Origin of the sequence: Salsipaludibacter albus, assembly GCF_019798055.1 — a bacterium.
In the GTDB taxonomy this organism is placed as follows: Bacteria; Actinomycetota; Nitriliruptoria; order Nitriliruptorales; family Nitriliruptoraceae; genus Salsipaludibacter; species Salsipaludibacter albus.
Window position 1 is genome coordinate 60,745 of sequence record NZ_JAHOPH010000005.1, and the last position, 21,728, is coordinate 82,472.

The window sequence follows — 21,728 nt, forward strand, 5'->3', positions numbered from 1 at the left end:
GTGCTGTCCACGCCCATCGCGTTGCCCAGGTCATCGGTGACGACCACGTTCACCAGGCGCGTGATGGTGCCGAATGCGTCGACCTCCAGGATCGGGTTGGGCTCCCCGAGCATGATGACCGTCGCCTCCCAGTACACGAGGCGGCGAGGCGTGTAGGCGCCGGGGTAGTGCTCGTCGTGGCTGACGAAGGCCCCGCCGTACGCGTCGGCGTCCTTGTCGTAGCGCGTCACGTACTGATTCGCGTCGACCGTGAGGTCGGCGGTCTTGAGGAACGACTCGTCCTGGGCCGACACCTTGGCGGACGTGGCGACCTCGGCCTCGGACGTGGCGTCGGTGTCGCCGGCGAAGCAGCGACAGCCGGCGCGCGACCTGGCCAGCAGGGACAGTCCACGCTGTTCGGCCCGGAGCCAGATCGCCTGGTTGCCGACGAGTTGGTCGCCGGTCCCGCTGCGGGTGCGCACCAGCACCTGGGCCGTGCCGGCAAGCTTCGCCCTGGCGACGGCGTCCGAGTCGGCCCCGAACGCCTTGGCCAGCGCGTCGGCGTCGGCCCGCAGCGTGACCCCGTCGACGATGGCGTCCACGCGGATGCGGTCGCCGGTGATGCGCGCCGTCCCGGTGACCTCGGACTGGGTGGACGAACTGGGGTGCACGATCGCGGTCGCGGTGGCATCCGTGTCCACGCCCAGGCCCGAGCCGTCGCTGCTCGCGATCGCGACGCCGCGGATCGACGTGGTGGCGGCGACCACCACGTCACCACCCGCCGTCAGGATGCCCGCGACGACGGCGCTGGTGGTGTGGCGCAGGGTGCTGTTCGCATCGGAGTGGACCCCCGCGCCCAGCCCCCCGGCGCCGCCCCGCGCCGTCACCGTGCTGTCGAGCACCGCGGTGCCGCTGACGGTGATCGCGTCCGTGGCCAGCAACCGGGCGCCGCCGCCCACCGTCACCGTGGTGTTCGTCGTGACCGACGTGGTGGCGGTGGCGTCGCCGATCGAGACCAGGCCACCTCCTCCGCTGGTCGTGTTGGCCCCGACCAGGCCACGGTTGGTCGCCGTGACCGTGATGGTGCCGGCCTGCAACAGTGCGTTCGCGCCGATGGTCGTCGAGACGGTCGTCGTGACCGTGGCGGTGGCGGTCGCGGCCCGGACGTCGATCACCCCGCCACTGGAGCCGGACGACGACGCGGTCGGCCGGGTGTCACCGGACGGGGCGCCCGCGGTCGTGCCCAGTCCCCCGACGCCGTCCAGGAGCTGGGTCCCGCTGCCACCTGGCTTGAGGTCGAAGACCAGCGTGTGGACCCCTTGCACGGCACTGGTGAGGTTGACGCCCTCGATCTGGAAGCGGTGGGCCCCACCCGTGACGCCGCCGTTGCCGAACGTCACGTTGGCACCCGACGTGGGCGATGTCCCGAGCTGGAAGCTGGTCGCCGTGCGGTTCTTGACGAAGTAGACCCGCCCGTCCACCAGGCCCGCCAGGGGTGCGTCGGCTGCCCGGTAGATGCGATGCACCACCTGCGTGCCGGCCGCAGAACGGTCCGGAGTGAGCGTGATCGGTGCCACCGCGATGGGTCCGGGGTCATCGTCGCCGTTGGGATCGCAGTTGTCAGGGTCGGCCACCCCGCCGACCGCCCGGCAGTAGGTGGTGGCGAGCCGGATGCGGAACGCGTCGACCCGGATCACCCAGTAGTACGCACCGGTGCCGATGAGTCCCGGACTGATCGTGGCGCCGTTGCCCCCGGTGGCGACGTAGTACACGCGATCGCCGGTGTTGAGGCCGTGGCCGTTCTGGAAGACGCCGTCCTCGTTGGGATTGGTGCCCAGGAAGATCGTGTTGTCGTTGGCGTACTGCAACTGGTTGTCACCGCTCAACAACGGCTCCCCGCTGTTGGTCCCCGTCGTGCGCAGTTCCACGGCCTGCACGTTGAACGTCTGCCCGCCCAGGGCGCGATAGGTGACGGGATCGTTGGTGGCGAACGTGTTGGCGACGTTGACGACGTTGGTGCCGACCTGGCCGCCGTTCACGGTCACGCTGCCCGTGTTGGCGAGCGGGTCGACCAGCTTGATGGTCAGGTCGTCGACGACGTGCACCCGGTACAGCTTGCCCGCCACCAGCCCGCCGATGACACCGACGCCGGCGCCCGGGAAGTACAGCACCTCGTCGCCCTCGAGCAGGCCGTGCGCACCCCGGAACCGGATCTCGTCGGTGAGCGGGTCGACCTGGCCACCGTCGAACACCGAGCCCAACTGCAGCGAGAAGCGTGGGTCGAAACCGGCGCCGGCGACCGGCACGAGCACGGTGTACTGGCGGCCCGGAGTCAGCCCGCCGACGGTCGGCTGGCCGTTGTTCTGGTAGGTGACCAACTGGCCACTGCTGAGCCCGTGCTCCTTGGTGAAGGTGATGCGGTTGCCGCTGACACCGTCGGAGCGGTCGACGCCGCCGGCGGCGTTGAAGGTGCCGTCGCTGTAGTCCGGTGGGTCGATGTTGTGGACCGCGTCGACGGTGATGGTGCCGGCCGTGATGCGTGCTGACGCCCCGACGGCCACGGCGACGTTCGGCGTCGTCGTCACCGCGGCCCGGTAGGTCGTCACGTTGATGGCGCCCCCGGAACCCGACCGGGTACTGGCGTCGGCGTCGGAGTTGCTGACGGCACGCACCAGGACGCCGGTCGTGACGGTGATGTCGGAGGCACTCGACCCCAGGACGGCGTCGACGTCGGGCCGTGCGTACGCGCTCGAGTCGCTGGCGGTGTCGACGTTGATGGCCCCGCCAGTGCTCGAGTCGAGCAACGAGGTCGCCAGGTCCGACGCCTCAGCGAGCACGTCCAGGGCATTGGCGCCGGTGACGTCGCCCAGCAGGCTGGCCCTGGTCGTGCCCCGGGACGTGGCGACCGGGTCGATGTCCCCGGACACGCTGATGATGGCACCGGCGTTGGTCTTGGCGCGAGCCGTCGAGAAGTTGCCCGAGCGGGCGTCGACCGTGATCCGCCCGCTGGCGGCCAGCGTGCTCGTGGCCGATGTCGTGGCCGACACCGTGGCGCTCGCCAGCGCGTCCACCGAGGCGCTGGAGGTCTGGAAGAGCAGGGACACCCCGACCGAGCGGGAAATGGCCGTGGCGGCATTGGCGTCCACGAACTTCGCGCCGTCGTAGTTGTGGTGGGCACTGATCCGGATGGCACCGCCGGTGGTCGCGACGGTCCCGGTCACGGTGGTGGCGATCACGGGGCTGGTCGTGGCGTCGACATCAATACCGGACACCGTCACGCCGATGCTGACTGCCACACCCGAGGCATAGGCGTCGGCGCTGGTCGTGACGACCGACTCGACGACGACGTTCCTCGTGGCCGTGATCGAGCCCGCCACGGAGGTGGTGACCGTCGGCGAGGTCGTCGCGCGCGTCGTGACGGAGGTGGCACCGGCGCCCAGCGCCACCGCCACGGCAGCCGCGTCGGACTGGCTGGATGCCCTGACCTCGTTGCGGATCGTGACGTCGGTCGCGGCGAGCACCTGGCCGTCGAAGCGGGTCGTGATCGTGCCGCCCACCGTGGCCGCCGGGCGGATGATGCCGACGCCCACGCCCAGTGCCCCAGCGACGCCGAGGCCGTCGGCCTGGGCACGGGCGTACACGACGTTGACGACGTCCACCGTGGTCGCCGCCGTGACCTGGGTCGCGGCGCCAACCCCGGTCGTGACGATCGGCGAGTACGTCACGTTCACCACGCCACCGACGGCGCCGGCCAGCAGGCCACCACTGCCCAGCACCACGGTGCCGAACGCCGGGGCGACGGTGTCGCCGCCGTAGGTCGGGTTGCGGTTCACACCGGCATCGGTGACGTTCAGGCGGGACCCGAAGCGCACCGATCCGCCGGCCACCGAACCGCCCGCGACCGTGAAGGCACCCAGCGTCGGAGTGACGTTCGCGGTCACGCGGGCACCGGCGCCACCGAAGCCGACACTGGCGCTGACGCCGGTGCCGTCGGCGATGGCATCCGCGGTGAGCTTCGCGTCGAACGTGGCGGCATGGCTGCCGGCGTCGACGGCGCCATTGCGACCCAGGTAGGCCGTGACCGTGGGGGCCGACGTCGCCGTGGTCACCGTGCCGACACCCGAGGCCAGCACCGACACGGTCGTGAGGTCTGCCTCCGCCCGCACGACGGAGGTGCCCACGGCGTCGACGTCGACGCCGGCGGCGCCCGTGGTCGTGACCGACGTGGTCGTGGTGGTCGCGGTGTCGTCGGCGGGACCGATGCGGGCCACCACGCGCGTGACGTCGCCGGCCGCGACCTGGGCACCACCACCGCCCAGGGCGCTGACCCCGACCGAACTGGCCCGGGCCGTCGTGGTCGCCGAGCCGGTGGCCAGGACCCGGACGCTGGCGCCGGTGATCGTCGCCCCGGCGGCGACACCGGCGGTGACGCCACCACTGCTCGTGGCACCCACGACCAGGACCGAGACGTCCACGAGACCCACCGACACCGTGCCTGCCGTGGCGGTCGGCGCCAGCGTGCCGGTCGCGGTCACCGTGACCGCGCCTGCCCCTGCGGCCAGGACACCACCCGCCAGTGCAGTCGTCGTCGAGGCGGCACGGGCGCTGGTGTTCGAGCCATTGCCACCGACCGCGGCGACACCGATGAACTCGGTCCTGGCCGTGGGCGTGTCGACGGCCGTCGCGGCGATGGCGATGCCACCCGCCATGACGTCCGCCTCGGCGGTGGTCCTGGCCTGCGTGGTCGCGGCGACCGTTGCCGAGACGAACATCACGCTGATGCTGACGGCGCCCACGTTCACGCCCAGGGCATCGGCGGTGGCCGTGTTTGTCGCCGTGGCCGTGATGGTCGCGAGCCCGCTGCCCAGCCGCACCGTCCCGGCGACGGCCGCATCACCGGTGTGGGTGACGGCCGCGTCGGCATCGGCGCCGCTGCCCGTGATGGCGGCGATCCCGAGGAAGAACGTCGTCGCGGCGGACGTGTTGGCGGCGGTCGACGTCACCGTGAGGCTGGCGGCCGTCAGGACCGCGCCGCGCCCGACGTAGGCGCGTGTGGCGCCGCCGACCCCGGCGTCCGCGAGCATCACGTTGATCGACACGCCACCGCCGGACCCGCCCTGGATGTCGGCGTTCGCCGTCGTCGTGGCGGTCGCGGCGATCGTGGCCGCACCCGTGAGCGTCACGTTCGTGGTCGGCGCGGCGGGGACGGCCACGCCCATCGGCGCCCCGACGAACGCCTCGGTGGTCCCGGTCGCCGTCGCGGTCGACTGCCCCCCGGCGCCGGCGATCACGCCGACGCCGACCGGCGTGGCGTCACTGGTGGCCGTGTCGGTGGTGATCGCACGGACCAGGAGCGAGCCGGCGACGATCGTGGCGTTGCGACCCACGTAGGCCCGGTTGGTGCTCGCGACGGTGGCCACGGCCTCCACACCAGCGGCAGCTGCGGCGGCAAGGGCACCGCCGACGGCCGTGGCGGTCGCGGTCGAGGTCGACGTGGACACGACCGAGACCAGGCCGGCGAAGGTCAGCGTCGTGAGACCTGCCGGCGTCGCCTCGGCCCTGGTCCCGACGTAGGCCTCGGTGGTGCGCGTCACGGCGGCATCGGCGAGCGCCACCCCGAGCGCGACGCCCAGCCCGATCGCAGCGCTGACGACGTTCGCCGTCGCCGTGTGGGTCCCGGTGGCGGCGACCTGCAGCGTCGGGGCGGTCACGGTGACGGCGCCGCGGACGAAGGCGCGCGTGGCACCCCCGACGACGGCGGTGGCCAGCATGACCGACACGCCCAGGACGGTGCCGGCCGCGGCCCCGTCGGCCTCGGCGTCGGCCGTCAGGGTCGTCGTGGCGCGCACCACGACACCGGTCGCGGCGGCCAGGGTCCCGCCGTCGACGAAGGACTGGGTCGTGCCGTTGATGGTGCTGGTGGCATCGGCACCGGAGCCGGCCGCGCCGATGACGGCGAGCGCGACGGCGACGGCGATCGCCAGGGCCTCGGGGTTCAGCGTCGAGGTGGCCAGCACCGTGATCGCGCCCGTGCGTGCCGTCACCGACGAGGCGACGACGGCGGCGAGCACCTCGTTCTCGATGAGGTTGTCCACGACCGACGCACCGGCAGCGATGCCCCCAGAGCCGACGACCAGCGAGGTGGCGTCGGCCACGGCGGAGATCGCCGAGCTGTCGGTGGCGGTGACGCTGACCGCGTTGCCCGCTACGACGCTGCCACCGCTGATGTTCGCCGAGGTGGACGCCGTGGAGGTGTTGAGCGCGATGGCACCCGACGCAGCGAACGACACGGACGCGGGATCGGCGGCGATGGCGAGCGAGGCCACCACCGGAACGGCGATGACGACGCTCCACTGCCTGGCCGTCACGACCACGTCACCGATGGACGACGTGACCACCACGCCGTCGATGCTGCCCGCCACGACGCTGCGGATGTCGTTGTGCGCGAAGGCGAGCCCGAGCGCGACGGACACCGAGCCACCCAACCCGACCGCGACCGACAGGCTGGCGGCCGTGGCCACCGACTGGACGGTGACGACGCCGTCGACCCCGTCCACGGCCGAGACGGTGACGTCGCCGCCGTTGGCGATGACCGTCGACGCACGGCCGAGCGTGTTCGTGATGGCGGCCGAAGCCGTCGTGCGCACGTCGTTGAGCGTCTCCGCGCCGGCCAACGACACCGACCCGCTGCCGACACCCGATGCCGCCACCGACACCGCGATGCCGGTCGCGTATGCACCCAGCGTGGGGGCGGTGCTGGCGGCGACCGTCACCACGCCGTCGGCCGTCACCGTCGACGAGTCGATCACCGCGACGGCGCGGTCCTCGATCAGGTTGATGGCCAGCGAGTTGGCGAACGTCGCCGAGAGCGACAGGCCGGCGGCGGCCGAGACCGCGACCGAGACCGCCGTGGCCACCGTCAGCGCCTCCGTCGTCGACGTCGCCGTGACCAGGACGTCGTCCGCGGTGACCGTGCTGGCGCCCTCGATGGCGGCCCGCGCCGAGTTCGCGAGCAGGTTGCGCGCTGCCGGCACGGTCGCGGCCACGCTGATCGACACGACGCTGACCGACACCGCGATCGAGACGGCGGTCGGCACCGCGGTGAACGTCGACCGCTCGCTGGCGGTCACGATCACGTCACCCGTGGCGGAGACGTCGGCAGCCCAGATGGACGCGTCGGAGGCGTTGGCGATGTCGTTGAGCGCGACCGCCACGCCGATCGACACGGCAACGCCCAGCGCGCCGACGCCCACTGACAGGGCAGCGACGACCGGCGCCGACACCACGGTCGAGTCGTCCGTGGCGGTCACGGACACCGACGACGCCGTCACGCCCCGGCCCTGCGCCACCAGGCTGTCGGTGACCGCCGCCGTCGCCGACATCGACACCTCGTTCACCGTGACCGCGCCGGCGAGCGCGACGGCGCCGGCGACACCGGTCGAACCGGCCACGGCGATGGCGATGCCCACCGCGGCCGCGGTGATGGTCGGGCTGGTCGAGGCCGCCACGACGACGGCGCCCGTGGCCGACACCCGGGACGAGGAGATGGCGGCCGACACCTCGTCGGTGACGATGTTGATGCCGACGGAGGCCGACACCGTCTGGGAGAACGAGAACACGGGGTCGGCAGACGCCGCCACGGTCACCGCGGTGGCGACCATGACGATGGTGAGCGTGTCCGTCGCCGTCACCGTGACCGATCCGGCCACGATGTCGGAGCCATCCCGGATCGCGGCCGTGACGGTGTTGGAGACGACGTTGGTGGCCGAGGTCGCGGCGCCGGCGATCGCCACGGCACTCGCCACCAGCCCGACGGCCACGGCCACCGAGGCGGCCACGGGTGTGGTCGTGATGGTCGAGGACTCGGATGCCGCCACCACCACGGCCCCGCCGGACGTCACGTCCGCGGCCTCGATGACTGCGGCCACGTCGTTGTCCATCGTGGTGACGTCGACCGCGACCCCGATCGAGACGGCCGCCCCCTGCGAGCCGACCGACACCGACAGTGCGGCCACGACGGGCACCCCGACGATCGTGGACACGTCCGATGCCGTGACCGCGACCGACCCGGCGGTGATCCCGCGGCCGTCGGCCACGAGGCTGTCGGCGATCCTGGCCGTCGACGACATGGACGTGGTCGTGGCGGTGGCCGCCCCGCCGAGCGCCACTGCCGCGGTGCCCCCGGCCGAACCCGACACGGCGACCGCGATCCCGATGGCGGCGGAGGTGATGTCGGGCGCCGTCAAGGCAGCCACGACCACGGCACCGGTGACGTCGATCCTGGACGCGACGATCTCGGCGACCACGACGTCGTCGACGATGTTGACGCCGACCGAGGCGGCCAGGGCGCCGGAGGCCGAGAACACCGGGTCCGCTGCCACCGCGACCGACGCCGCGGTCGCGACCATCACGATCGTCAAGGTGTCGGTCGCCGTGACCGCCACCGACCTGGCCTCGACGGAGGATCCGTCGTCGATGGCGGCACGCACGGTGTTGGACACGATGTTGGTCGCCGAGGTCGCGGCCCCCGACAGGGCCACCGCCGTCGCGACGATGCCCACCGCCACCGCGATCGATGCCGCCGTCGGCGTCGTGGTGATCGTCGAGCTCTCGGAGGCTGTCACCGTGACCGGCCCACCGGCGACCACGTCCGCCGAGGAGATCACCGCCGAGACGTCGTTGGACATCATCGTCACGTCGACGGCGACGCCGATCGACACGGCGACACCCACCGAGCCCACCCCGACCGAGATCGCCGCCACGGCCGGCACTGCCACGATCATGGACGAATCCGACGCCACGACCGTCACCGACGACGCCTGGATGCCATGCCCATCCGCCACCAGGCTGTTCGAGATGCCCGCCGACGCCACCATGGCCACGGTGTTGGCCGTCGCAGCGCCGCCCAGGGCCAGGGCCCCGGCCACGCCGCCGGAGCCGGCGACGGCCACGGCGATGCCGACCGCCGCCGCGCCGATCGTGGGTGACGTCGACGCGGAGACCACCACGGCGCCTGACGCATCGATCCGGGACGCGTCGATCACGGCGGTCACCGTGTCGCTCACGACGTTGATCCCCACCGACACCGCCAGCGAGCCGGACGCCGAGAACACCGGGTCCGCGGCCACGGACACGGACGCGGCGGTCGCCACCATCACGATGAGCAACGTGTCGGTCGCCGTCACCGAGACGGAGGCAGCGTCGACGCTGGACCCGTCCTCGATGGCGGCACGCACCGAGTTCGACACGATGTTGGTGGCCGACGTCGCAGCCCCCGACAGGGCCACCGCCGTGGCGACGACACCCACCGCCACCGCGATCGATGCCGCCGTCGGCGTCGTGGTGATCGTCGAGCTCTCGGAGGCGCCCACCACCACCGCGCCCGTCGGTGCCGAGACGTCCGCACTCGCGATGACCGCCGACACGTCGTTGGACATGGTCGTGACGTCGACTGCCACCCCGAGCGACAGGGCCACCCCGACCGACCCGACCGACACCGAGAGGGCGGCGACGACCGGTACGGCGACGATGGTCGTTGCATCGGTGGCCGTCACGACCACGGATCCCGCCTCGATGCCCAGCCCGTCCACGACGAGGCTGTTCGAGATGCCGGCCGAGGTGGACATCGCCACCGTGTTGGCGGTGGCGGCGCCACCCAGCGCGACCGCACCGGCGAACCCCGGCGAGCCGGCCACGGCGACGGCGATCCCCGTCGCGCTGGCGCCGATCGACGGCGTGGTCGAGGCGGTCACGACCACTGCCCCGGTCGCCGCGATCCGCGAGGCGTCGATGACGGCCGTGACCTGGTCATGCACCTGGTTGACGCCCACCGAGGCCGCCACCGTGCCCGAGAACGAGAAGCCGGCCGTGTCCGCCGCCACCGAGATCGAGACGGCTGCGGCGACCATGACGATCAACAACGTGTCGGACGCCGTGACCGACACGGAAGCAGCCGTCACGTCGGAGCCCGCCTCGATGGCCGCTCGCACGGTGTTGGAGACGACGTTCGTCGCCGACGTCGCGGCACCGGCCAGCGACACCGATCCGGCCGCACCCACCGCGACCGCGATCGAGGCGGCGATCGGCGTGGAGGTGAGCACCGCCGCCTCGACGGCGTCGACGACCACCGCACCCGGAGTGGTCACGTCGGCAGCCGAGATCGATGCCGTGACGGTGTTCGCGATGGTGTTGACGTCGACGGCCACGCCCAGCGACAGCGACACGGCCACCGTGCCGACCGCGACCGTCAGCGCGGCCACCGCCGGCACCGACGTCAGCACGGTGGCGTCGGAGGCCGCGACCGTCACCGACGAACCCGCGATGCCACGACCGTCGGCCACCAGGCTGTCGGAGATCCGGGCCGACGACGACATGGCCATCGTGTTCGCGGTGGCGGCACCGCCCAGGGCCACCGCACCCGCAACCGTCCCCGACCCCGCCACCGCGACGGCGATCCCGATGGCGGCGGCGCCGACCGACGGGTTCATGTCCGCGGTCACCCGGACCGCACCGGTCGCGGCGATCCGTGAGGACTCGACGAGTGCGACGACCGACCCGCCGAGGTCGTTGACCGACACCGACACGGCGAGCGTGGCTGCGAACGCGAAGGTCGGGGCGGCCGAGATGGCGATCGAGGCTGCGGTGGCCACGGTGACGATGACCAGGGCCTCGTCGGCATCGACGGTCACGTCACGTGCGGTGATGTCCGAACCGCTGCTGATGGCGGCGCGGACGTCGTTGTCCACGACGTTGGTCGCGACCGTCGCCGCCCCGGAGATGGCGACACCCACGGCGCTGGTGCCCACGCCCACCGACAGCGAGGCTGCCGTCGGCGCCGCCGCGACGACCGTCGTGTCGATGGCCCTGACCACCACGTCACGGGCCGTCACCGTCGACGACGCGATCTCGGCGGTGGCCGAGTTGGCGACCTGGTTCACCGACACGGCTCCGGCCAGCGAGACCGCGACGGCGCCCATGCCGACCGAGACGCTGATGCTGGCGGCCAGCGGGACCGAGGAGATGGTCAGGGCCACGACCGCCACGACCTCCAGGTCACCCGTGACGGTCAGGGTGCTGCCGCTCACCGAGGCCACGACCGAGGAGGCAACGTCGTTCGTCGTGGCCGCACCGGCCAGGGCGATCGCCCCGGTGATCCCGCTCGGGGACGCTGCCACCGCCACGGCCAGGCCGACCGCGGTGGCGACCACGAGCGTGGCGGCCGTGGCCCGGACGGTGACGTCGCCGGCGACCACGATCGTGGCCCCGCTGATGGTGGCGCTGACGACGTCGTCGATGGTGTTGGTCGTGACCGCGGCACTCAGCGCGATCGCCACCGCGACGGCGCTGTTGGAGTAGGCGACGGCGACGCTCACGGCGACCGCCGTGGTGATTACCTGCGCGTTGTTGGTGGCCACGACGTCCAGGCTCGCTGCCGTCACCGAGCCGCCGGTGATGCTGGCCTCGATGGTGTTGCCCACGGTGTTGACCGCGACCGGGACCGCCGCCGCCAACGAGATGGAGATGACGGCGACACTGACGCTGACCGACGCCGCGATCGGCGTCGCCACGATCATCGCCGACCCGGTCGCGGTGACGGCGACCGCTCCCTCGGCCTCGATCGTCGAGTCGACGACGGTGGCGCGCACGGTGTCACCCACCTCGTTGACGGCCACGGCGCCGCTGATCGACAGGGCGACGCCCACGGCCGACGACGCGATCGACACGCTCACGCTCGCGGCGGCCGCCGTGGCGACGACCTCGGAACTCGAGGTGGCCGAGACGTCCACGGCGCCCGGCACGACGACCGTGCTCGCATGCACCTGGGCGAGCACCGTGTTCGTGATCATGTTCGTCGTGGCGGCGGCACCCAGGGCGACGGCCACGGCCACGCCACTGGCGTTGACGACCGAGACCGCGACGCCGACCGCGGTGCCGACGATCGAGCTGGCCTCGCTGGCGGCGACCTCGAGCGAGGCGGCCGCAACGGTGGCGTCGACCACGGCGGCCTGCACCAGGTTGTCGATGTCGTTGGTCGCAACGGCCACCCCGGCTGCCCCGCCCACACCGACGGACCCCTGCGGCACGACCGCGAGCGCCACGCTGGCCGCCGACGCGACGATGTCGGACACGTCGGACGCCGTCACGACGACGGGGCCCGGCGTGCTGACCGTCGAGGTCCGGATGGAGGCGCGGACCTCGTTGTCGATCGAGTTCACGGCGAAGGCACCGGCCCCCGCCAGGGCGACGCCGGCAGAGGACCCACTCGCGAGCGCGCCGGCGATGCCGATCACGGTCGCCACGATCTCGGCCTCGACCGATGCCGTGACGGACACACCGTCGGCACCGGCGAGGACGGGCGAGCCGACGATCTCGGCGATGGCGGACGCGGCGACGAGGTTGGTGGCGACCCCACCGGCGCCGGAGGCGGCGGCACTGGCATCGCTGGAGAAGGAGGCACCGACCGCGGCGGCCAGCATCGTCGCGACGACACTCGTGTCGTTGGCCGCGGCCACCGTGACACCACCGACCGCGTGGACCGCACTGCCGGTCCGCAGCGCCGCCAGGACGTCGATGTCGACGGTGTTGACCGAGACCGCCGCCGCCCCACCGAAGGCGAAGGCACCACCACCACTGCTGGTCGCGACGCCGACGGCGCCGGCGAACGCGGTGCTGACCACCACTGCGGTGCTGGTCGCCACGACGTCCACGGACGCGACCGGCGCGGCCGCCGAGCCGAGTGGGGAGCCGTCCACCAGCGCGGTGACGTCGCGGTCGATGGTCGCCACGACGACGCCGGCGCCGATCGCGGCCCCGCCCCCGGTGCCGGAACCCCCGGCGGTGACCTGGATGGCGATGGCGCCCGCGGTCCCGACCAGCGACGTGGCGTCCGTGGCGGTCACGGCCACCGGACCGCCGGTGGCCACGGGACTGGCGGAGACCGATGCGGTTGTCACTCCCGACGCGGTGTTGCCGACCCCCGACCCCGCCCCGGCGAGGCCAGCGGTCACACCCGACCCGCCACTGCTCACCGCGCCGGCGACGCCGATGGCGAGCGCGTTGACGAGGGTCGAGGAGGTGGCGTGGACGCTGAGCCCGGTCGGCGCCTCGACCGGCGTGTCCGTGACCTCGGCGACCACGTCGACGGCGATTTCGTTCACGGCGACGGCGGCGCCGATGGTGACGGAGGCGCCCCCGCTCTGCTGGCTGGCGACCGTGGCGGCGACGCCACCGGCGTCGGCGATGATCTGGGAGGCGTCGGTGGCCGTGATCCCCACGCTCGTCGCGCTGACGAGGGCCGACTGGAGGGCCGTTGCGCTGACCGAGGTGGTGATGGTGTTGACGGTGACGGCGCCTGCCCCGTTGAGGGAGAAGCCCGTCCCCTCGCTCCCGCTGCTGGCGGTTCCCCCACCGGCGATCGCAAGTGCGATGATGCTGCTGGTCGTACGTGCCCCGATGGCGATGGACGAGGCCTCGACCTGGGTGTCGCGGACCACTGCCCGGACGTCGGTCGTGATGAGGTTGACGGCGATGGATGCGCTGATGGCCAGCGGGGGGCCGCGCGCCAGGACCAGGCCGACGGCACCGGCGTCGGCGACGATCGTGGAGGAGTCGACGGCGTCGACGGAGACACCCGATCCGACCTGCACCACGGCACCGGCCACCGTCGCGGCCGACGTCGTGTGGATCGAGTTGCCCGAGCCGCTGCCGGCACCGGCGAACGACGCGCCCCCGCCGGAGCCCGTGGTCACCGCACCGGCGACACCCAGGCTGAGCGTCGTGATGGTCGTGGCCGTGGTCGTGGAGACGGTGAACGAACCGGTCGCCCTGACCACGGTGGCCGGAGCGACCTCCACCCCGGCATGGACCTCGGTCGTCACGTCGTTGGCGCCGACGGCGGCGCCGACCGTCACCGAGCGGCCGCTGCCACCGGACAGCTGGATCGCGACCGCACCGGCATCGGCGATGATCGTCGTCGTGTCCGCCGCCACCACGACGACGTCGCCCGCGCTGGCCGTCACCGGCGAGGCCCCACGGACGACGGCCTCGACGATGGTCGACACCAAGTTCACGGCGATGGCGCCCGCGCCGGTCACCCGCAGGTCGCTGCCACTGCCGGTCTCGACGTTGCCCGAGCCCGCCAGGGCGAGGACGATGACCTCGGCGCTCGAACCCGCCTCGACGACCAGCCCGGTGGCCACGACCGGCGTGTCCTGGACGATCGCCCGGGTGGCGTGACGGACGTCGTTGACGGCGATGGAGACACCGACCGCGGCGCCACCGTCCCCACCGACGGTGAGGGCGATCGCGCCGGCGATGGCGTGGATCGTCGTGGCGTCGGTGGCCCGGACGGTCACGAGGCCGCCACTGTCGACGGTGCTGTCGACGATGGACGCCACCGTGTCACCCCGGACCACGTTGATGGAGATGCTTCCGGCCCCGGTCAACGAGAACGTGCTCGCGGCATCGCCACCCCCGGTCGCCGCGCCGGCGGGGGCGCCGCCCGGGGTCTCTTCGCCGGGTGTGGCGGGGGCTTCCGGCGGGTTGGTCTGTCCGGTCGAGCGATCCCCACCCTTGACCGCGACGGCCAGTCCGATCGTGATGGTCTCGATCGTGGCGGCGGTCGCCGCCGTCACGTCCACCGCACCGCCCACGACCACGCTCGTGTCGGCAACGGAGGCGACGACGCGCCCGACCAGCACGTTGATCCCGATCGCCACCCCCACTGCCGCCGAGCCACCGGCTGCCACGGCGCCGCCACCGGTCAGGGCCCGGATCGTCGCGTCGTTGGCGCCGGACACCTCGAGCGCGCCACCGGCCGTGATGGACGAGTCGGTCACCGCCGCCCGGACGTCGCCGGTGACGACGTTGATGGACAGCGCGCCCGCGACCGCGGTCTCGCTGGATCCCGCCCCGGCCACGGACACGGCGACGATCTTGCCGTCCAGCAGCACGTCCTGCTCGCTCGACACGGCCGCGACCGTGACGTCCCCGGACACGCCGGTGATCACCACGTCGATGACGGTGGCAGACGCGTCACTGCTGACCTGGTTCCACCCCATGGCGGCACCGAACCCGGCCTTGTCGAGCCCGATGCCCAGTGCCCCGCCGACGGCCTGGAGCACCACGTCGTCGCGGGCGGTCACCGCGACGCCGGCCGGACCGGCCAGGTCGATGCCTGCCAGGCGGGCCTCGACGTCGTCGTCGACCAGGTTGATCGCGATCGTGAACGCCCCGCCCACACCTTTGCTCACCCCGGCGGACACGGCGACCGACCGCAGGGCGATGTCCTCGCTGGCCGCGACCGTCAGGTGCCCACCGACGACGAGCGACGGCCGGGTCGCGACCCCCAGCACCGCCGCACTGGTGTCGTTGGTGACCTGGTTGAAGCCCAACGCCGCGCCCAGGCCAACCCGGGTGCCGTAGCTCAGTCCACCACCGATCGCGATGATCCCGCCAGAACCCCTCGCCACGACGCTGGCCGCCCCACCCACCACGGCGTCGACATCCTCCAACCGCGCGTGTGTCGTGCCCAACAGGCGATTCACCGACACCGACCCGGCGACCGCGATGCCCTTCGAGGTCGTGTTGCCGGCGCCACCCACGCTCGCGGCGATGATCCGGGCATCCCGGCGCGCCAGCACCGCCAGGTCACCGGCAATCGCCAGCGTGGTCCCCAGCACGACGGCACGCAGGGCCCGGTCGACCTCGCTGTAGCTGAATGCGCCCGCGATCGCGGCGGTGGTGCCGGTGCCGGCGCCACTCAGGAACGAGCCGCCGCCGGTGATCGCCACCAGCCCGGTGCGGTCACGGGCCTCGACCGTCAGGGATCCGGCGGTGATCGTGCCGTCGTCGTTGACCGCTGCCACGATGACGTCACGCAGCAGGTTGACCGACACGGCCCCGGCGAAGCCGATGCCGGTCTGGGCCTTCGTCTGCGACTGTGGCTGGGCCTCGTCGAAGGCGCCGGGAGTGGACACGCCGTCCAGTTGGTCGTCAGGGGTGGCACCGCCCATCTCCTGGTCCTCGTTGCCGACGACGGCGGCCGCGACGGTCAGGGCGATGACCTCGCCCAGGGTGGCGGCCGTGACCGACACGCCCTCGGCCACGTCGATGGTGACCGTCTCGGGGCCGCGTGTGCCGAGATCACGCGATCCCACGATCGCCCGCGTCCGCCGGTCCAGGTCGTTCACGGACACGCTGACCCCGACGCCGATGCTCTCGCCCTTGGTGATCCCGCCTGCCCAGTTCGCGACGGTCTCCAGTGAGCCCGCGAACACCGACACCGACCGACCGGTCACCACGGCCCCGCTGTCGAGGTGGGCGAGGGTCTCGGAGTCCTGGCCGAAGTAGGTGAAGGTGCCGGAGACGGCGAAGGAGCCCGACTTGGCACCGGACTGGCTGAAGCCGAAGGCGACGATCTTCTCGCTCGCGGTCAGCGTGAAGCCGCCGTCCAGACCGTTGTACAGGTGGACACCGGACTCGATGACGGCCTCCGTGGTGTTGCCCAGCACGAAGATGAAGATGGCCCCGCCGAAGCCGCCCTTGGCGCCCGAGGACCCCACGGACGGCCGCGCGATGCCGGTTGCCCCCTCGGTGTCGACCTCGAAGAACCCGATCTCGACCCCGCCGGGGAGCACGAAGTCGAAGACACCGGTCATGTGCACCATCTGCAGGGTGTTGCCTGCGAACACCGAGACGACCTGCTCCTCGGAGTTGACGGTGTTGTTGGCGTGGCCGTTGACCGCCGGGTCACGCCAGCCGAGGTCCTGGTTGAGCATGGCGTCCGACTTGACCGTCGCACGCGCGACGTTGGTCAGCACCAGCACGTTGACGGAGCCGGCGATGCCGACCTCGTCGGCCTGGGCAACGCTGCGGGTCCAGGTGTTGAACACCCGCGACTTCAGGCCCAGGGTGCCGTCCATGTACTGGTTGATCGCGTCGTAGTTGTCGCCCTTGAGCATGTCGATGAGCTCGCCCAGTGTGGAGGGGAAGAACTCGTCGGGTCGGGTGCGGAACGGGTAGCTGATCGACCCGATGATTCGCATGGCACGCAGGGCGTCGAGTTGCGCGCCCGACTCGACGGTGGCCTCGGCGGTGTCGAGGACGACGGCCACCGAGACGGCGGCACTGATGGCCGCCTTCTTCTTGCCCTCGGCATCGGGTTGCGGTTCGGTGCTGCTCTCGGCGCTGAGCGACAGTTCGTGCGAGATCGTGGCGTTGACCTCGAGGTCCTCGTTGGACTTCAGGATCGCGGTCGACCCGGCCGTGGACCGCACGACGTGGTCGGCGAACACGAAGGCCAGGGCGCCGGCGACGCTGAGCGACGACGATGCTCCGCTGCCGCCCTTTCCGGCGTTGGCGTCGTAGTCGGCCGTGAGCTCGTCGAAGATGCTGTCGAAGATGCTCGATCCGGAGCCGGGCGCGTCGTCGTCGGCATCGTCGGGGTCGGACGGATCGGTCTTGGTGATCCCCGAGGTCGCACTCGCACCGTTGCTGGCATCCAGTGAGGCCGAGGCTCCGAGCCCCGTCGCGAGCCCGGAGTCCAGGACGTGCAGGGCCGCGAGGAAGTAGCTGCCACCCGGTCCGACCGGCCCGATGTCGATGGCCACGCCGGCGCGCGCCTCGTTCTCGCTCTCGGCGAGTTGGATGACCTGCTTGTCGACGAAGCGGAAGTCCCCCTGGAGGTTGAACTGGTCCACGGCCGTGATCACGTAGTACTGGCCGCCGTCGACCAGCCCGTCGATGTCGGGCGAGCCGTCGTCCTTGGTGTACTTGACGGCCTGGCCCAGCTCGAAGGTGTTGCCGAGCAGCGAGAAGTCCACCGGTGATCCGACCCCGGTGAAGGCGGGGTTGTCCAGCACGATGGTGTCGGCATCGGCGTCGACACGGTCGGAGTCGAAGGTCTTGGTGTTGACCGCCGCCCTGAGGTCCGGCGTGGGGCCGTTGGTCAGGATGATGGCCTCGCCGCGGTAGGCCCCCAGCTCGCTCTCGGCCAGTTGGATCGTGAGTGATTCGTCGAAGGCGGTGTCCGGGTCGTCCTCGACGCGGATGACGTTGTACTCCTGGCCGTCGACCAGCCCACCGGCCAGGGCGCCCAGGGACACGCCCCCGATGCTGTTGCCACGCCGGTTGGCGTAGGTCACGGCATCCCCGGTGGTCAGCGCGATCGGCCCGACGTAGATGCTGTTGTTCACCGGATCGACGTACCCGAGCTCGCCGGGACCTGCCGTCGGGTCGAACTCGAGCTTGACGGTGTAGCCGTCGTCAGCCAGGGCCGTGATGTCGCCGTCGACCTCCGTGAAGATCCTGGCCCGGGAGAGGTCGATGGCCGCGGCCAGCCCGGCCGTGCCGTCGGCGTACATCCCGGCCTCGGCCGACGTGCTGGACGCGACCTCGCCGGACGCGTTGAAGTTGGCGGTCTTGCCGGCGATGATCACCGCACCGGGGGCGAGCCTCGCCGTGGCGTTGGCCTCGGCGTAGGCGACCGCCAAGGACATGGCGGTCATCGTCGGGTCGACCGGGACGTCGCCGAGTTCGCGCTTGGTCTCGGTGGTCATCGACGCCGTGGCCGAGGCCGATGCGGAGAGGTTGGCCTCGACGGCCGACTCGATGAGCACCCCGGTCAGGATGTCGAGCAGGGCCGTGACGATCGCGCCGGCGTAGCCGATGCTGATGGTCTTGCTCTTGGCCTCACCGGTGGCATCGGCACCGGCCGACACCGCGATGCCCAACGTCCCGGTCGAACGCACCGTGGCGCCCTCGCGGATCGTGAGCGTGGCGTTGTAGACCTTCTGCAGCACCTTGACCGGCAGGGGCAGGAGGTCCGTCACCTTGGACAACAGCGGCTGGATCACGAAGTCGTTGACCAGCGTGGGGATCCCGAGCACCTCGGCGAGCGACCGATCGGTGGCGTCGGCGAGCAGGAAGATCTCGCCGCCGGTGATGGTGGCGCCGGCCCCGACGTCGAAGACGACGTCCTTGGACAGGAACGGGACGGGCAGGGGGTTCAGCAGGTCGGGCACCAGCAACTGCCGTGCCCACAGGTTGAGGTAGCCGTCCTCCTGGAGGTCGGGGTCCGGCTCCGAGGTGTTGAGGGCCGAGATCGTGACGCCGGGATCGACGAAGATGCGCTCGGCGAGGGCGTCGATGCTGCCGCCGTCGGTGAAGATGCTGCCGGCGAAGACGATCGTGTCGATCCCGCCATCCCCGACCGCGACATTGGGCGAGAGCGCATCGTCCAGCGTCTCACCGAACAGGCCGAGGTCACCGCTGAAGCCACTGTCGAGCGACTCCACCCGGATCAGGTCGTTGCCCAGGCCGGCCTCGATCACCAGGGCCCCGGTCGGGTTGGCGAAGTCGACCGTCTCGAACACGACACCGAGCGTCGACCCCACGATCTGCATGCGGCCGGCCGTGGGGTGGTTGCGCAGGACGATCTCGTCGTCGAACGGCGTCCCGAAGAAGGTCAGCGTCCCGATCGGGTCCTCGATGACGATCGGTTCCATGCCGGCGTAGCGGAGCACGACGCCGTCACGGATGATCGTGCCGCTCTGCGGCCCCGTCACCTCGTAGTGCACGACACCGCTCGCGCCCGAGAGCACGACCGTGTCGAAGCCACCGTCGCCCCCGGCGATGGTCCCCGCGATCGATCCGCCGGCCGCGACGACGAAGGTGTCCTCGTTGTCGGCCGCGCCCACCAGGTGCTCGAACCGGAGGAACGTCACGCCGGCCACGGTGCCGGCACCCTCGCCGGTCACCGACCACGACTGGTCCGTCGACGGCCCGGCCAGCGTGTCCGACCCACCGCCACCGTCGATCGTGATCGCCACGGACGCTGCGGTGCCCGTCACGGCGATGCGATCGTCGCCATCACCACCCAGGACACGCAGGTCGCGGCCGGTCGGTGCCCAGTCGAGACCGTCATCGCCGACCCATGCGACACCACTCCCGTCGATGGCCAGGGTGTGGTGCAGGACCGCGCCGGCCGCGGCGCCCACGCTGGCGATCACGCCGTCGTCGACCCACCGTGATGCGACGCCCACCAGGGCGACCACCAGGGGACCGTCGGGGTCGTCGGTGACCACCGTCAGCGTCGCCGCCGCCGTGCCGGGGGCCCCGGCGGTGAAGGTCACCGAGATGACGGCCTGCCCACCGGGCGCGATGTCGGCGGTGGTCCAGGCGACGGCGAACGTCCCGGACCCGTCCTCCAGGGTGACGTCGACCAGTGCGAGGGGACCGTCGCCCACGTTCGTCACGACGACGTCCACGGAGCGCGCCTGGGTGGGGACGACCCGGCCGAAGTCCACCGCCGAGACACCGTCGGCGGAACCGAGTGCCGTCTCCGAACTCGAGCTCGGGTCGCCGGCGGCCGCACTGGCGGCGACGCTCGACGTGTCCACCGTGCCGATGGCAGGTGTCGTCTCGCTCGCGTCGTCGGTCGCCGCGGCAGCGGGCTCGATCGAGGTCGAACCGTCCGCGTCCTCGGTGTCGTCGGTGCCCTGGTCGTCGCCGGTCTCGGCCGCGGCGTCCTGGTCGCTCGCCGACGCGTCCGTGGCCGACCCGTCGTCGTCCGCGACGACGTCGTCGGACGGCGCCGCGGCATCGGTGGCCACCTCGTCGGTGTCCGAGCCGGTGGCGGGATCGTCGACCTCGGTCGTGGACGCGCTCGCGGCCACCTCCTCGACGGCGTCGGCGGCCTCGTCGACCGACTCGTCCACCGATTCGGGGGCCTCGTCGACCGGGGCAGGCACGGTGTGGGTCTCGCCCACGGCCAGGGCGGGTTCCATGAGCCCGTCACCGGCGTGGTCCAGGCCGGCGACGTGGCCGAGTTCGTGGCGCAGGACGGTGCCGAGGTCCATCCCGTCCGACCCCCAGCCATGCCCGGCCGCGGTCGCGTCGACGGTGATCGTGTGCCCGCTGGTGGACGCCAGCTGGTCCCCCGACAACTCACCGACCGTGGCGGTCGTGCCGGACAGGTCCACGCCGGGCTGGGCCGCCTCCCACGACGCGATCGCCGCGGCGAGGGTCCCCGCCAGCTCGCCACCGTCGAGGTCGGCGACCTCGTCGCCGGCGGCAGACCCGCTCGCCGCCACCATGTTCTGGGCGGCGTGGGCGGGCACGACCTCGGACCAGAAGTCGCGGCCCTGCTCGAACAGGCCACGCAGGGCCCCGGTACTGGGTGCGAGGATCGGTCGGGGGAGCAACTGGCTCGCGGCCTCGAACGCATCGAGTCGTGCCGACACGGTCCCGAGCGGGCTGACCAGGGGCACCAGCAGCAGGGCAGCGAGCAGCGCAACGATGACGCGCCGTGGTGCCCCGATGGAAACTGTCACTCGCCCCAACTTGCTGCTCGTGCCGCCCGACCCCCAGGCCGAGTGCGCTCGGCGACTCTCGCTCGCCGTCCCGGGGTTGTCAAGCGGCCCCCCTCGATCGGGGGCTCGCGTGCGCCTCACCGGTGCCCTCCGGGGGACCCCAACCCGAACGGATCACCCCGTCGAGGCGCTCCGACGGTCCCGCGGGCGGGCAGGACACGTCGCGAGGGCATGCAAGTGACCGAGACGTGACGACGAATCGGCTCCGGATCCCCTTCGATCGGGAAGCAACGCTTGTGAATCATGGATCGATCCCGTCACCAACGCGTGTCAACGGGCGATGCGCCCTGTTCCCTGTCCGGGCATGAACTCTCGACCTCGACTCGAGACCGAGGGAGGGATCGGCGGGGGCGGACGGGGCACGCGCACGGGGTGCGT

General features: G+C 72.1%; 1 protein-coding gene (running past one end of the window). It reads right to left on the reverse strand.

What is annotated here, in order from left to right; all coding sequences use genetic code 11:
• On the reverse strand, positions 1–21,311 hold the 5' portion of the coding sequence (locus KR546_RS04760; RefSeq protein ID WP_338019091.1) for a Calx-beta domain-containing protein. The gene continues 13,624 nt to the left of window position 1, outside the view; 21,311 of the gene's 34,935 nt are visible here — the first part of the coding sequence; the start codon lies at positions 21,309–21,311; the stop codon falls past the left edge of the window.
• Positions 21,312–21,728 lie beyond the last annotated feature (417 nt).